This window comes from Sphingobacterium griseoflavum (genome assembly GCF_014653155.1).
GTDB lineage: Bacteria > Bacteroidota > Bacteroidia > Sphingobacteriales > Sphingobacteriaceae > Sphingobacterium > Sphingobacterium griseoflavum.
This window is the reverse complement of record NZ_BNAF01000003.1, coordinates 162,806-178,759: the sequence shown is the minus strand read 5'-3', so window position 1 is coordinate 178,759 and position 15,954 is coordinate 162,806. Positions and strand designations below refer to the sequence as shown.

At 40.7% G+C, this 15,954-nt stretch carries 12 protein-coding genes; 11 read left to right on the top strand and 1 reads right to left on the bottom strand.

Features of this window, described 5'->3' with window-relative positions:
• Positions 1–59: 59 nt before the first annotated feature.
• Genes ispD through IE165_RS04870 form a run of 4 tightly spaced genes read left to right on the top strand, consistent with a single transcriptional unit; the run spans position 60 to position 3,707 of the window.
• Positions 60–800 (top strand): 2-C-methyl-D-erythritol 4-phosphate cytidylyltransferase, encoded by a 741-nt coding sequence (ispD, locus tag IE165_RS04885; protein WP_189625482.1) that lies wholly within the window; start codon positions 60–62, stop codon positions 798–800.
• Entirely contained in the window at positions 754–1,953 is a 1,200-nt protein-coding gene (locus IE165_RS04880) for a LicD family protein (protein WP_189625481.1), read from the top strand. Before ispD ends, IE165_RS04880 begins: the two co-directional genes overlap by 47 nt.
• A gap of 2 nt (positions 1,954–1,955) precedes the next feature.
• Entirely contained in the window at positions 1,956–2,864 is a 909-nt protein-coding gene (locus tag IE165_RS04875; RefSeq protein WP_189625480.1) for a hypothetical protein, read from the top strand.
• A gap of 12 nt (positions 2,865–2,876) precedes the next feature.
• Entirely contained in the window at positions 2,877–3,707 is an 831-nt protein-coding gene (locus IE165_RS04870) for a hypothetical protein (RefSeq protein ID WP_189625479.1), read from the top strand.
• Positions 3,708–3,711: 4 nt separating this feature from the next.
• On the opposite strand, the gene IE165_RS04865 is transcribed toward IE165_RS04870, so the two are convergent.
• The gene (locus tag IE165_RS04865) at positions 3,712–3,990 is read right to left on the bottom strand and encodes a TonB-dependent receptor (protein ID WP_189625478.1); all 279 of its coding nucleotides are present in this window, start codon (positions 3,988–3,990) and stop codon (positions 3,712–3,714) included.
• Positions 3,991–4,502: 512 nt separating this feature from the next.
• Between IE165_RS04865 and IE165_RS04860 the strand changes: the two genes are divergently transcribed.
• From IE165_RS04860 to IE165_RS04830, 7 genes are all read left to right on the top strand, one after another.
• Entirely contained in the window at positions 4,503–5,744 is a 1,242-nt protein-coding gene (locus IE165_RS04860) for an exonuclease SbcCD subunit D (protein ID WP_189625477.1), read from the top strand.
• Between the two features lies 1 nt (position 5,745).
• Positions 5,746–9,480 (top strand): AAA family ATPase, encoded by a 3,735-nt coding sequence (locus tag IE165_RS04855; RefSeq protein WP_189625476.1) that lies wholly within the window; start codon positions 5,746–5,748, stop codon positions 9,478–9,480.
• 157 nt (positions 9,481–9,637) lie between these two features.
• On the top strand, positions 9,638–9,928 hold the full coding sequence (locus IE165_RS04850; protein WP_189625475.1) for a hypothetical protein: 291 nt from the start codon (positions 9,638–9,640) through the stop codon (positions 9,926–9,928).
• A gap of 13 nt (positions 9,929–9,941) precedes the next feature.
• Positions 9,942–10,160, top strand: a complete 219-nt coding sequence (locus IE165_RS04845) for a hypothetical protein (RefSeq protein ID WP_189625474.1) — start codon at positions 9,942–9,944, stop codon at positions 10,158–10,160.
• A gap of 1 nt (position 10,161) precedes the next feature.
• Positions 10,162–12,111, top strand: coding sequence for an ATP-dependent nuclease (locus IE165_RS04840; RefSeq protein WP_189625473.1), 1,950 nt, complete (start codon positions 10,162–10,164; stop codon positions 12,109–12,111).
• Positions 12,112–12,195: 84 nt separating this feature from the next.
• A complete protein-coding gene (locus IE165_RS04835; RefSeq protein WP_189625472.1) occupies positions 12,196–12,594 on the top strand; it encodes a hypothetical protein in 399 nt (132 codons plus the stop codon).
• 281 nt (positions 12,595–12,875) lie between these two features.
• On the top strand, positions 12,876–15,881 hold the full coding sequence (locus tag IE165_RS04830; protein ID WP_189625471.1) for an AAA domain-containing protein: 3,006 nt from the start codon (positions 12,876–12,878) through the stop codon (positions 15,879–15,881).
• The last annotated feature ends 73 nt before the right edge of the window (positions 15,882–15,954 follow it).

Below are 15,954 nucleotides of genomic sequence, written 5' to 3'. Positions count from 1 at the left end.
TATCTAGAAAGGGAGAATAATTGTAATTGAATGCTTATAATCGTGATCAATATCATATAATGACTAGAGATTTAGGATATATCATCATTTTAGCTGCGGGTTCCGGAAGTCGCTTCAGTACTGCTCTAAGCAAGCAATTTATGGAGCTACAAGGCAAGCCCATAGTTGTGCGTACTATAGAGAAATATCTAAAGCATTTTTCTGCAAACAAGATCCGAGTTGTGATAGCGGAAAAGCATCGTGTTATTTGGGATAAAATCACAGATTTTTTTCCTCATCTAAAGCCAATAATTACCGCATATGGTGGTTCCGAACGATTTTATTCGGTTAGAAATGCCCTAGAGACAATTTCTTGCTCGGAAAAAGAACTAATCGGCGTACACGACGCTGTTCGTCCATTCGTCTCTGATGAAGTTATACAACGCGTATATCAAATAGCTCAAGCTCAGGGATGCTGCGTGCCAATTTTCAATTCTGTCAATACCTTAAGATTAGTTCATTCTGATGGAAATGAAACCATCGATCGATCCTCGGTTAAAGAGGTTCAGAATCCACAGGTCTTTAGGAATGCATTATTAAGAAATGCCTATATGCAACCCTACGAGAAAAGGTTTCATGATGATGCGACCCTTGTTGAAAATCTTGGATACAAGATCTACACCTGCAATGGCAATTACGAAAACATAAAGATAACCTATCCACAAGACCTTTATCTAGCAGAGGGGTTGATGAAGTGGTTTGAAAACAAGAATAATGAAATTAGCAACATACAGGATTACAAAGCAATTCACGTACATTAAAGGTCTTGACGAGTATGAGTCAAGACAATATGAAAAAAATGATTCGTTGTTTCAAAATAAATACGGCGTTCCGATTTCAAGAAAAGAAGAACAGTGGTTTGAAGTCAACAAAACCATCTGGGAAGATTTTCTATCAAAATCAACCGACGAGTATTGTTTAATTTATGAAGACGGTTTAGAACTGACAATTGCTGAGTCTGATATCCTTAACGAACTAAGTCAATTGACTGCTGGTTGGGACGTTTTTTTTCCATTTGACAAAGTTCATGCAGAAAATACCGCCGTGCTGCCGATCTGCATTAGTAGGTTTGGATTATATTGGGGTTCACACATCTATTTTTTAAGTAGATATGGTGTTCATCAATTGATTAAGTTCAGCAATCCGATCACGGCACCGCTTGATGAGTTCATTTTAGAGAATGGGATAGGCGGAAACGTTCAATTGCTATATGCGGAAACCGACTGGTTTCGATTTGAGGAACAGAATTCCGTTAGTTATATCGCTAGAAAAGATACAGTGATAAGTTACGTTAATAACTTTAAAGTGTGGGATATTGATGAACTAAATCAAGTACGCAAACTTCTCTCTTTCATTTCTGACCTTGCGGAAAGTGCAAATATTGATATATTTCTTCACGCAGGTACGTTGCTTGGAGCTGTTAGACATAAAGGCATCATGCACTGGGATGATGATGTCGACCTAATGGTCAATAAAAAAGATGTAGTTGTTTTGCTTGACATGATTGAAAGGGACGGAACATACAACATTACCGAATGGACTTGGAAAAAAACTGGTGAAAAATACTTTAAGATATGGAAGCCCGGAGGGCACAAAGTTGAGGGCTTCGAATATACCTTTCCCTTCGTGGACATTTGGTTATTGGACGCCTTTGGAATTGACGATGCAGTAACAACAAATGATGGATACCGTTTTAGCTATCAAACATATTACCCGCCCGCTACTATTAAATTTGAAGGGAGCTCATTTTCTCTTCCCAACAGATCAGTTGAAATTTTGGATACGATGTATGATGGTTGGCGCGAGCAGATCAAGATATTTTCTTGGTCACATAAGTATAAGCAACATGCTGTACGCCAGATAACTGCTCCAATATTAACGAATACACAGGGTGAATTTATAGACTTTAAATAGAAATGAATAGAAAACCTACTCTTAATTTCTTCAATATCAATGATCATATTGAGGATTTGCCAGTAAATGAGCTTTTCAAGCTTAAAGGTGGAAATAGCGACGATACGATCGATGGTGGAGAGCTAGAAGAAGTTATCATCGAGCCCCCAGAAGATCCTTGGGAAGATGAATGGCCGGATAACGAAGACGATAACTGGGGAGAAGACGAGGAACCTTGGCAGGAACCCGATTGGTGGGACGATAATGAGACTGGTGGACCAGATCCAGCTGAACAGCCTGATCCTGAGGAACCGGAAGAAGAATGTACGTGTGAGCTTTCAAGTCCTAAGCCTCTAGGTTTACCAAGTGGAATAAGCGATCCTAATAGTTTACTTTCCAAATTAGGCGGAAACGTTACTAGTCAGATGAAAAGTTTGATCGACAACAAAGCTAGCCTGATAGCGAACAACCCATCCGTTACCGAGGAAAGTATCGCGAGACAGCTCGCTACTTATGACAAAATTATAAATATGATTGATAGTATAGAAAACTCAGGTTACAGTTTTCGGGTTGAACGGGGTAATCTCGGCGCAAATAGTAGTACTATCCAAGGAGGATTTGGTAAGGCAGAAAACGGTCAATACGTGATAACAATTGACGCACATGGTGGATTCTCTGAAGATGAAATGTTAGTCCATGAACTGTATCACGCATTCCAAATGATAAATGGCGAAATTGGTTTTGACGCTAACGGTGTACCTACCATGGTCGGAATGGAAGATGAGATTGCCGCGTATCAATTACAATACGACTTCGGAGCAGGTGCGGCAAATTCACCTAAGATCGCTACAGAAGCGGATATTAGGGCAGAGCATCCTGGAGTTTATGATAACTTAACTTCGCAGGGTGGTAGCTGTCCTGTTCACGGTTAAAATGAATATGATATGAAAAATAAAATCTATATTTTTTTTGCATGTTTTTCTATGCTGGTATCAGCTACAATCAACGCGCATGCAATGCCTGATTGTAAGGAATGCTCGATTCCCGTTTCAAATGACAGCACACTTTATAAATTGGTTTGCGAACTAGCCATCATTGTGGAGCAAAAAGGTCAGGAAACCACCGAACTTAGTGAGCAGATCAAAGCTGGAAAATCTCATGATCATAGCTCGATTTCAGATCGAGAAAATAGTTCAGAAATGATCTCGAAAATGGTGAGGGATCCAATGCCTATTAGAAAAAAAATAACGGGTGTCTTTATCAATAATACAGCGAAAGAAGTACCTCTTAAAGATCTTGTCGGAATAGATGTTAACGAACTCGACTCCTTGTCCATTTCCCTTGATAAATCATCTTTTGGACGTGCAGTGTACGGAAATATGGCAGAAGTAGGCGTTTTACGTTTATTTTTGAGCTCAAGCTCGAACTCCAAAGTTGCACAGCCTGTAAGCAAACAGCCTATTGAATTGAAGAGAGAAATCGGTCATGATGGGGATTTCAGATTAACGATTTTTGTAAAAAGATTGCGGAACTTGCTAAGTGAGGCAGAATACGCAAAAAACTCGTTTGACTATCATTCAGATATTTGTATCAATGGAACTAAATATCTTGAAATAAATGAATTGGCTAAGTATAGCCTTGACGATGTAGCTTATGTAACTCTGAATTTTAGATCAAAGCAATCAAGTCCCAAAAAAAACGAAGGAGTAATATGCCTCATCACGTATAGCGACGCTCCGTTAGCAAAATCCACAAACAAAGAAAAACCAAATTAGAAAATTACACGACATCACCCGCAGCTTTAAAGACTTTGCGGTAGACGTTGCCCCTTGTCGCCCTCGGCATAAGGTATCGTGTCACGCGGTTCCTGTTGTGGGAGTAATTGAGGTTCGCCTGCCAGTTCACCCTGCCGATGTTTGCCTGCCCGTTTAGTTGCAGATCGATCCCCTTGGTGTTCATTTCTGCTGAATTGGCATATACCGAATAGAATCCGTGTGTTGCATCATCCTTTGGGATGAGCGCAAACAGATCAGCAGAATTTTTATTGTATACATCCACGCGCCCCCAAAAGTGCTGTCCTGACTGGCCTGTTAAAGGTTTACAGGTTTATACTATTATTTGACCTGAAATAAGTCTATATATCTCTGTCAAAAACGGATTTACGGTTTCCCATATTCTTCCATAAATTGATTTGGATACTTTTATGATATTAATAGTGACGAATAGGATGGAGGCGATTTACAGTTGATGCAATGTCGATACAAAAGGATGGGTTTAAGGGTTAAGATACCACATTGTTTTGTAATAAAATTAATTCGCTGCCACAATCTTGTGTAGGTTGTAAGCTACAAAGACTATTTGTTATCACAAATATTTTTGAATTAACAAATAATGTGTGTAGATTGGACAAAGATTATTAACCGTAATCCGAAACTGCTTATGAACACGTATCTAGCAAATGTATACATTGTTACGCTATGCTCGCTCTTTTTTGGGGTCATGTTCATAACTATTTGTTGATAACAATTAAGCAATAGTATTTCAACGATTAAAAAAGGACAAAGACAATAATGAGCCTAAAATTCCTCCATACAGCAGACTGGCACATAGGCCAGTTATTTCACGAATACGACCGCAGCTACGAACACCAGCAGTTCCTAAACTGGCTCGTACAGCTTTTACAAACCCAACAAATCGATGTCCTGCTCATCAGCGGAGATATATTCGACATATCCAATCCGTCGGCACAGTCCATCAGAATGTTCTACACCTTTCTGAACCAGGCCACAACAGCAAATCCAGGCTTACAAATTATCATCACAGCTGGCAATCACGATTCCGCTTCACGACTAGAGGCTCCAAAACCACTGCTGCAATCCTCTAACGTCCACATTATAGGACTTGTTGAAAAAGACCCAGAAGGCAATATCGATTACGAAAAACTAATCATACCCATACACGATGCCGCAGGAAATACCAAAATACACTGCCTTGCCATACCGTTCCTGCGTATGGGCGACTATCCAGCCCTGCCAGACAGTGCCAACCCCTATACCGAAGGCGTAACCGCATTATACAACGAAGCATTCAAATATGCCGAACAGAAAAAGCAAGACGGACAAAGCATCATTGCCATGGGACACCTGCACACCCACCATGCAGAAATAACCGACCTCGACAAAACTGAACGCCTTATCATGGGAGGTGTGGAATGTATTCCTGCCACTGCTTTTCATCCCGACATCAAATACGTAGCCCTAGGGCACATTCACAAAGCCCAGAAAATAGGCGGTAAAGAACACATCCGCTACTCGGGCAGCCCCTTACCCATGTCCTTTTCAGAACTCAATTACAAACATCAGATCATCATTTTTGAACTCGACCAGGAAATCAGTAACCTCGAAAGCGTGGAAATCCCGCTATTTGTACCCCTGCAAAGAGTTCCGCTAAGCCATCAGCCACTGCATGAAGTTATAGCGCTGTTAGAACAACTGCCTCAGAAAGATTCAACTCCCGAAACAACTCCCTATCTCGAAGTACGGGTATTGCTCGAAGGGCCCGAACCCGCCTTACGCCATAAAATAGAAACCGCATTGGCAGGCAAAAAAGTCAAATTAGCCAAAATCGATGTAAAATACCCCGCTTCGACACATGAAGCACAGGAATTTATCACACCCGAAAAACTCAACGAACTACAGCCCGTTGACGTATTCGGCAAAACATACCAATCCAGATACAATAGCGAAGTACCCACCGAAATCCTGCAACTCTTTCAACAAGTAGCACAGGAAATAAATCAAGCAGCCGAATAAAATGAAAATACTAGCCATACGTATCAAAAACCTCGCCTCACTGGAAGGAACTACCGAAATCGACTTTACGGCCGAGCCGCTATGCTCGGCTGGAATATTTGCCATCACTGGTGCCACTGGCGCAGGAAAATCTACCATATTAGATGCCCTTTGCCTTGCCCTATACGGGAAAACGCCCAGATACCTGCAGGCAAAAGAAATGGGAATAGAAATCCGCGATGTACAGGGCAGCACCTTAAACCAGGGAGACGTACGCAGCATCCTACGTGACGGAACGGCTGACGGATTTGCCGAAGTAGATTTTGTAGGCACAGACACGCAACACTACCGCGCGACCTGGAGTGTAAGACGAGCCCGAAATATGGCCGATGGCAACATGCAATCAGACAACATCACCTTAAAAAACATCAACACCAACACCGATATATCAGGCAAAAAACAAGAAATCCTAAACGAAATAGCACGACTTGTTGGCCTAAACTTTGAACAATTTACCCGATCCGTACTATTGGCGCAAGGCGATTTTACCGCCTTTATGAAAGCCAACAGAGACGAAAAATCCTCCTTGCTCGAAAAATTGACAGGAACGCACATCTATTCCGAAATCTCGAAAAAGATTTACGAAAAACACAAAGCAGAAGACCTCTTGCTGCGTGAACTCAATCTGCGCAAAGAAGGCATCATTACCCTTACCGATAACGAACTAAAATCCCTGTTAGACGAACAAGAAACCCTCGAAGCTGAGATCAAAAGTCTGGAAAAAGACATCGAAAAACTAACCGCAGAAATCGGCTGGTACGAACAGCTCGCCAAACTGCAAACCAGCTACGATGAAGCCCAGGCAGCAGTACAACAGGCCACTGAAGCTAAAACACTAGCCTCGTCACCCAAGCAAAAACTGCATACCGTAGAGCAGGCACAGCTAACCAGAAGCTGGGCAGATGCCCTGAAACATGCACAACAGCAGCATGCCGAGAAAACAGCAGCTTTTACAACACTAAAAGCAACCCTAGCCACCTTGCAAGAGCAAAAACAAAACCTCGAAAAGCAATTGGAACTGGCACAAAACCATCTTTCAGAAAAAAACAAAGTCCTTACGGATGCCCTGCCTCTATTGGAACAGGCAAGGAAACTCGACACCCTAATGGCGGAGAAAAAAGAACAAGTACAAAAACTCAAAGACGACGCTGAAAATGCTACTGAAGCCAACCAGAAACATCAAGAAGCACTAACCGCTAAACAAGAAGAATTCAACAATCTTTTTACCCAAATAAAAAACATTACCGACTGGAAAACAGAACACGCAGACCGTAGCCCGATTGCCGAAAACAAAGACCTCATCCTGTCTAAACTACAGGATGCCCAAAAGCTTTTGGAAACCCTGCAAACCTCTGCTGCAAACCTGGCTCGGTTACAGGATAAAATAAAGGCAGACGAAGCCCAAAAGACAACGATTGAGACCAATTGGAAGCTGCAATCAGAAAGCTTAGACAACCTAAAAAAGAGCTACGGTACGCAAACCAAAGCATTGTTATTGACGCAAATCGAAACCTTAAATTTTGATAAAGCCGAAACAGACCGTCAGGTAGAAAACACCATACAGGCACATGCCCATTGGCAAATGCTTTATAATGCCCTTACAGAATTAGAAACCCTAAACCAGAAACAATTAAAAGACGAAGCAGATTATCAAACAAAACAGCAAACTCTACAGAAACTAACCCAGCAACTGCCTTTAGAAAAGGCGCAAAAAGACACAGTTTACCAACTCTTGCAGCAAGCACGCCTCGCATCCGCAGAAAATGTAGAAACCCTCAGGGATGCTTTAGTTGATGATCAACCCTGCCCCGTGTGTGGCAGCACCAGTCATCCCTATGCCGTGCATAATCCACAATTACAAAATGTATTGGCACAACTCGAAAAATCCTATCAAGAAAAAGAACAAAGCTATCTCGCGAGCCATAGCCAGCACAATGCCTTAGAACAGGAAAGTAACGCGCTACAGAAAACCATCCAACGCCAGAGTGAAGACATTACAGCCAAACAATTGGCATTAGCAACCAAAAAGCAAGATTGGGAACAGTTCGATAGCGCCCAAGAAAGCCAGGCCATAGCCGATGCTAAAAAAGCAGACTGGATAGAAGACAAATTGCAATCTCTCAAAACCAAACAAGCCGATTTGCTGGCACAAATACAGACTTATACAGATAAAAAGCAACAACTGGAAATCGCCAAAACCCAAATAGACCAGCTAAAAGAAAATACAGACGGCCTTGCCAACCAAATAAAAGACATCCAAAACAAACTAGCTGTTTATCACGAACAGCAAAGCAGCAACACAAAAGAACAAAACAAAGCAAACGCTGATCTCGACAGTGTAGAACAGCTCCTCACACCCTATTTTACCGCTTCAGACTGGATGGCAAACTGGAAAGCCAACCCTATTGATTTTGAAGAACGTATTGACAAATTCGCCCGCAACTGGAAAGAAAACAACGAAAAACTGGAGCAATACGCACATCAAAAAGTAGCACTAGAAGCAACGCTAAAAGAATTGGAAAATCAAGCCAAAAGCCTAGCCTCCGAAGTCGGCAAAAAAGCGGAAGCCCACCTGGCACAACATAACATCCATCAGAACCTGACCCAACAGCGCAATGCCCTGTTTGAAGGACAACCTGCTGATGCAATCGAAGTAAAGTTAAAGCTGGCCCTAAACGAAGCCCAGCAGCAGCTCGAGCAACTAAAAGAAAACCAGCAGCAACTTAACATTGACAGCACCAAAGCTCATACCCAAAAAGAAGAACTAACAGTCACACTAACAACTTTAGAAACCGAAGCCCAAAACGCATCACAAAAAATGCAGGATTGGCTTAACGATTTCAACCAAAAAAACAATCAATCGCTAAACATAGAAGCACTCCACGAATTATTGGCGTTGAGCAACGATTGGATAACTACAGAGCGAACGGCATTGCAAACCATTGAAGAGGAAGTGACCAAAGCTAACAGCATTCTTGCAGAACGAAAACAAGCTTTCGACACCCATAAACAAAATTATTTATCGGGACGGCCACTTCAGGAACTGAATGCCCTTAACAACATAGCTAAATCAGAAGCAGAACAAAAGAAACATAAAAAAGGAGAAAACCACTTCCAACTGCAACAAAACGAAGCCAATAAAAATAAAATAGGCGACCTGCTAAAAACCATCGCAGCACAAGCCGCCATTACAGAAAACTGGAGCAAACTCAACGAAATCATAGGCTCGGCCGACGGTAAAAAATTCCGCCAGATTGCACAAGAATACACCCTCGACGTATTGCTGGGCTATGCCAACATCCATTTACAGGCACTCACCAGCCGCTACAAAATCGAGCGCATTCCCGCATCACTTGGCCTGCAGGTGGTAGATCAAGACATGGGCGATGAAGTGCGCACCGTTTACTCCCTTTCGGGCGGAGAATCATTCCTGGTGTCGCTTGCCCTCGCCCTGGGCCTCGCCTCCTTATCCTCCAGTCGTATGAAAGTAGAATCCCTGTTTATTGACGAAGGTTTTGGTTCCTTAGATCCTACCACGCTCAATATCGCTATGGATGCCTTAGAAAGGTTGCACAATCAGGGGCGTAAAGTAGGCGTCATCTCCCATGTGCAGGAAATGACGGAAAGGATTCCTGTGCAGATTAAGGTGAGTAAGCAGCAGAGTGGGAAGAGTAAAGTGGAAGTGATAAGCGTATGAAAACAACATTGATATATTATGTATTTGGGCGTGCCCCTTCGGGTCGGGCTATCCGCTACAAGTCCTCGCTACGCTGCGGGCTTTACGCTACTATCCCTCACGCAGAGTAAACACCAACAATCAATTATAAGTAACCATTTAAATAAACAACAAAATCATGAACAAAGAAATCATTTATGCAATTGAAAATCAGAAAGTAATAGAATTTTACTATGATGGAGAATTAAGAGTAGTTGAACCCCATTGCTATGGAGAAACAACAGCAGGGAACGAAGGGCTACGTGCATTTCAAATTGGTGGATATAGCTCCACAGGAAAATTTGGTTGGAAAATGTATGATCTGGGTAAAGCCGACGATATTACAGTTACCGAAGACCATTTTGACGGACCACGCCCTGGTTATCAAAGAGGTGATAAAGGAATGTCAGAAATTTATGTTGAATTATAAAAAACTAAGAACAATGGAAAGATATAGAAATACAGGAGGAGATTCAGGAGTATCCGCCTATGAAATAGGAGCTGATTACATTAAAGTAAAATTTTCAGGAACATCCCGCACCTATACTTACAGCTACAGAAAAGCTGGAAGTAGTCATGTAGAAACCATGAAAGGATTAGCCAGAAGTAGCAGCGGTTTGAATAGTTACATTAACCGATATGTTAAAAATTTATACGATTAATATGAGATCAAAATTATTAAAAATATCTATTGGAAATCTTGGATGTATTGGCAACGAAGGTTTAACGGTTAGTCTTGATAATATTTTATGTCTTGTTGGTGATAACAACACAGGAAAATCAACTATATTAAGAGCTTATGAATTAGCTGTTGGTACTCAGATATACTCATATGATAAGGACTATTGTAAAAAATCCAAAGAAGAAAATACATATGTGGAAATCTCTGTCCATATACCCGAAGGAACGGCTAATATAGCTGAGAAGTGGAAAGAGAAGCAAGGAGATTTATTAGTTGTAAAAAGCAGATGGGAATGGGATAAAAATGGTTCTAAAACAAGAAAAACATATGACCCCGAATTAGAGAGCTATTCAGAGGACGGCAATGCTGCTGGGTTAGATAGTGTTTTTAATAGCAGATTGCCTGTTCCTTTTAGAATAGGTGCATTAGAGAATCCACAAGTAGAATTAAAGAACCTACTAAAACTTATAGTTGATCCTATTGCGGAGAATCTACGTTCACATTTAGATAATAAAGAATCTGAATTAAGCAAAGCATTAGAAATATTTACTGAGCATGCTCAAAAGCCAGTGGAAGAACATAAAGAGATTATTGAAAAAATCAGTCAAAGAATGACTAATAGCCATAACAAAATCTTCCCAAATCTTTCTGTTGATTTAAATATAGGAATGTCAGACTTGAAAGTTGACCCTCTCGATGCGTTAATTAAAGGGTCTAAATTAAGCATACGGGAATTTGAAGAAAATATAGATTGGGATCAGCAAGGAAGCGGTTCTCAACGAGCATTGTTTTGGTCATTATTACAAGTTCGTTCAAGACTACAGGCGGTGAAGAGTTTTAAAGTCGATAATGAAAAGAAATTAAAAGCACTTGAGAAAGATATTAAAAAATTAGAGGGCGAAAGAGATAGAGCAAAAACAGATGCAACTAGAGAAACCAAACAAGCAGCTATTGATGACAAATCAAAAGAATTACAGCAGGCTAAAGAAATGGAAGTAGAAAAAGCGATGGACGAAAGAGATGGAGAGATATCGCTACCAGGTTACATGCTATTAATTGACGAACCAGAGATAGCACTTCATCCTAACGGTATCAGAGCAGCATCAAAATACCTATATGAACTAGCTAATGATCCATCTTGGCAGGTTATGCTTACGACTCATAGTCCTCTTTTTATTAATCCATTTGAAGATCATACAACAATAGTTCGATTATCAAGAAATAAAGGAAATCCAAATCCGAGTACATACAGATCAGACGAAATAACCTTCACAGAGGATGAAATTGACAATTTGAAATTATTGAATAGTTTTGATCAGAACCTTTCTGAAATGTTTTTTGGCCAATACCCAATAATAGTTGAAGGCGATACAGAGTATGCAGCTTTTGACAAAGTGATGCGCATGGAAAACGAAAAATATCACATCAATTACAAGCCAATACTTATCAGAGCTAGAGGAAAATTTAGTATGGTTCCGTTGATTAAAATGCTTGCACACTTTAAAGTAAACTTTTCAGTATTGCATGATTCAGATTACCCTAAGAACAAAAAAGGTCACGTCAATAATGTTTGGACTGGTAATCAAAATATCTACAAGGAAATTCAAACTGCAAGAGAACAAGGAATACGTGTGGTACATAGAACTTCAATTTCAACATTTGAAGTTGCTCATGATAAAATTGAATTGGATGAACAAGGCAACTATCTTTCTGGTACATCAAAAGATAAACCTTGGTTAATGTATCAAAAAGTTAAAGATAATAATGAAATTAAAAAATCAGTAGAGAAAGTGTTGGACGATCTCATTGATTGTGAATGTAACGAAGAACCATTCGATAAACCTTTTTCTGAAATCCTGAATGAAAAATTTGCTGAGTGGGTTGCTTTAAATGAAATAAAGGATCCAAGATTTATTTTTAATCCAGCATAACAAGTCAATTGTAATAAATCATAAAAAAACTTTACACTATGAAGCATTGGAAGCTTCTATTTTACCAATTTAAAAAAATAAAAAATGGCAACATATCACAACAACAAAAAGACAAAATGGAGCGATTCTGGCATCGCATATCATGACAATGGTAAAACTGCTTTCTCTTCATCTGGCATAGCATATCATGCGAATGGGAAGACGGCTTACAGTTCTTCGGGCATCGCTTATCATGATAATGGCAAAACCGCTCTATCTTCATCTGGCACGGTATATCATGCGAATGGTAAGACAGCATATAGCTCATCAGGAATAGCGTATCATGACAATGGTAAAGTAGCCTATTCTTCCTCTGGAAAATTTTATGATTCGAATGGAAAAGTAGTAGACAAAGCCAGCTTCAGCATAAGTTTAGGTAAAGGAATTGCACTTCACATCATTCCTAATATAAAAATCACCGTTTACGGAAGAAAGATTAATTAACGGATTTTAACCCTACGTCCTTATTAATATTGGTATCTTAAAAAGATAAAAACAATGAATGCAAAATTCCAATAGTTATAAATAAAAAATCCGAGAAAAGCTTGGTATAATAAAATAGGCATTATCTTCACCATGAAAAAACTCTATCTCTATTCCGAAGCAAAACCACGCTACTATCAGCTCGTTCCAAATCAGGAGGATGGGCTGATAAAACTATTAGGTAGGAAATCCTTAATAAAAACTCATCAAGGCAGACAAATCTAAAAATAGCTTCACACACAATGGAACAAATACAATTATTAGAATACTGGCGCAATACCCTGGCCGATGGCTCACGAGTAGAAATAAAGGTAGACAAAACCATACACCTGCATAATCTACCTATCGACTATGCCAAAGGCCATGTACCTTCAGCATCTGCAACAGCATTACTCGATGCCGTTGAGAAAAAACAAAACGAAGCAAAAGGACGGTCAAACCAAAATGATCCTGATTGGGAAAAATTAGAAGAAACCAGCATCCTGATAGCCCCATTCAGAATAAGCCCCGATCCGGAATACACCAAATACTCCGGAGAAACAGGCATCAGCTATCCGTTCTGGATCAGAGCGCTGCTCAACAGAAACGGATTTTTAAAACCCGATGAAGACACCTTCCCCTACATACCACGTACACACCTGGAACCACAGGTAAATGAAGCCGTAAATTTTATTTTTTCAGACGTAGACAAAATAGACAACGCATTTGCCAGACCCTTTGCAGGCGAAGAAAAATGGGCTGAATATTGGACCTATATTCAAGACTGTTTCCAACTGATTACAGGAATGCAACTCCAGGAATATGTTTCAGAAAACCATACCGTCAGTTTTTCAAACACCATAGTCGCCCATGAAAACCTTACAGCCGCAGCAGACGGCATTATCAGACTATACGACTACCTGATCCGTGAAAAAAAAGTACCGTCCTTATTGGAAAAACTGGCAGACAGATCCAATACACAACTAAAATCCCTATTAACCATCAACCACTTTGAAGACACATCTGCCACTCACCTTGGCCAGATGGCGCATGCCTTTCCGCTATCCATCTCACAGAGAAAATCGCTTTACCATTTCCAAACCTTACAAAAAGGCGAAGTGCTAGCCGTAAATGGTCCGCCCGGAACCGGAAAAACAACCCTGCTACAAAGCATCGTAGCAAACGAAGTAGTACAAAGTGCCGTAAAAGGACATAACCCCGCAGTAATCGTAGCCTGCTCCACCAACAATCAGGCAGTAACCAACATCATAGACAGTTTTTTCAGTGTGACCCAAAAACCGGGACTGTTGTATGAACGCTGGTTGCCAAATCTGAAAGGTTTTGGTCTCTACCTGCCTGCACAAAGCAAAATAGTATCAGGAGGCATACCCCATCTAAAACGTGTAGAAGGCAGACTGAGCGGAGCGCATACAGATAAAGAAAACCATAACTATCTGGCCATTGCAGAGCAAACCTATATTGAAAAATCTCAACGTTACCTCCAGCAAGAAGGACTGAATGTATTGAACATCACCAAACAACTACAAGCCACGATACAATACAAACAAAAAGAGCTTCAGGACGGCATCAAATTGTGGCAACAATACAAAACAATACCCGTACACCTTCAAAAATTAGGAGCCACAACCACCGGAAGTTTATTTTCAGGACAAAAACTAGACGAAAAAGCACTTGATCAAATAGAAGCAAGCATTAAAGACATAGAGCGAAAACTCAGCGATTATCTGGATCAGGAATCATTCTGGATAAAACTCTTTTCATTTCTCCGTTTCGTAAAAGAAAAAAGAGCCATCCGACTAAAACAACTATTCCGTGATTGTCCGGTAAATTACAACACCGTAAACTTTTATAAAATCAGTTCCTTCCATCATTTTTTTGATGAAAAATTGCAAGTAATCCAACAAATCAAAAAGCTTTCACAAGCCTGGAAAAACTGGAAACAAAACAATAATATTAAATCCAATCCGCCCGTAGATGACGAAGGGTTTAAAATGGCCGAACACAAAAAAGAAACCTACTTCTATGATGAGCTGGAAATGGGATTAAAATACGACCTGTTTTACCTCGCCATCCATTATTGGGAAGGACGCTGGATCTTAGCCACCAAAGACCTCATACGGGAAGATAGAGTGTACAAAAACGGAGAAAGAGATGCCCAAAAACGCTGGCAACGCTTTGCCATGCTGAGCCCCTGCTTTGTCTCCACATTTTTCATGGCACCCAAGTTTTTTAGCTATTCAAAACTTGTCAAAACCACAGGATCAAGAAGCGTCTGGGATACGCCACCGCTATTGGACTACATAGACCTGCTGATTGTCGATGAAGCTGGGCAAGTTTCGCCAGAAGTAGGAGCGGCCACTTTTGCATTGGCAAAAAGAGCCTTGGTAGTAGGCGACACATTACAAATAGAACCCGTATGGAATGTCCCCGCCAAAGTAGACCATGCCAACCTGCATCGATACAAAGTAATAACCAACATCAATGACCAGAAATCAATTGCCGATCTGCAAAGCAAAGGTTTCCTCAGCAGCGCCTGCAGTATGATGCAACTCGCCCAGAAAGCCACTCCATATCAATTATATCCGAAAATGGAACATGGCATGATGCTCACCGAACACCGACGTTGTTTTGATGAAATTATTGAATATTGTAACCGCCTTGCCTATCATGGCCTATTGGAACCCAAAAAAGGGTCGGCAAAAAATAGTCCGTTTGCACCTATGCAATTTCATGCAGTTAGCGGTATTTCCGTAATCAGAGGCGGTAGCAGCCGCGCAAATTCAGAAGAAGCAGCTGTTATAGCCCAATGGATACTTGCTAATCAGGAGCAATTACTTAGCCACTATCAGGACATCGAAAACAGCACTGCAGCAAAAGAAAAAAGACAGCAAAAGACGCTTCGCCTGGCAGATATAGTGGGTATAATCACCCCTTTTACGGGACAAAAACACGAGCTGGCCCTCACGTTACGCCGTGCAGGAATCAACATCTCAGGATTGACCATAGGCACCGTACATGCCCTACAAGGAGCAGAACGTCCAGTAATCCTGTTCTCCTCCACCTATGGCACCAATGATTTAGGCAAAAGCTATTTCTACGACAGAGGTGTAAACATGCTGAATGTGGCCGTATCTCGTGCAAAAGATGTTTTTATTCTATTCGGCTGTAAAGAAATACTATCTCAAAACGCTAAAACTCCGTCTGGGCAGTTGTATCGGTATATTGAGAGCCAGGCATCTGTTACTTAAAAGTCCTATTTCAAGAAGATAAATATGACTTTTACAAAGTAAAAAATCAACTGTTGGTTGCTAGAAAATCGCC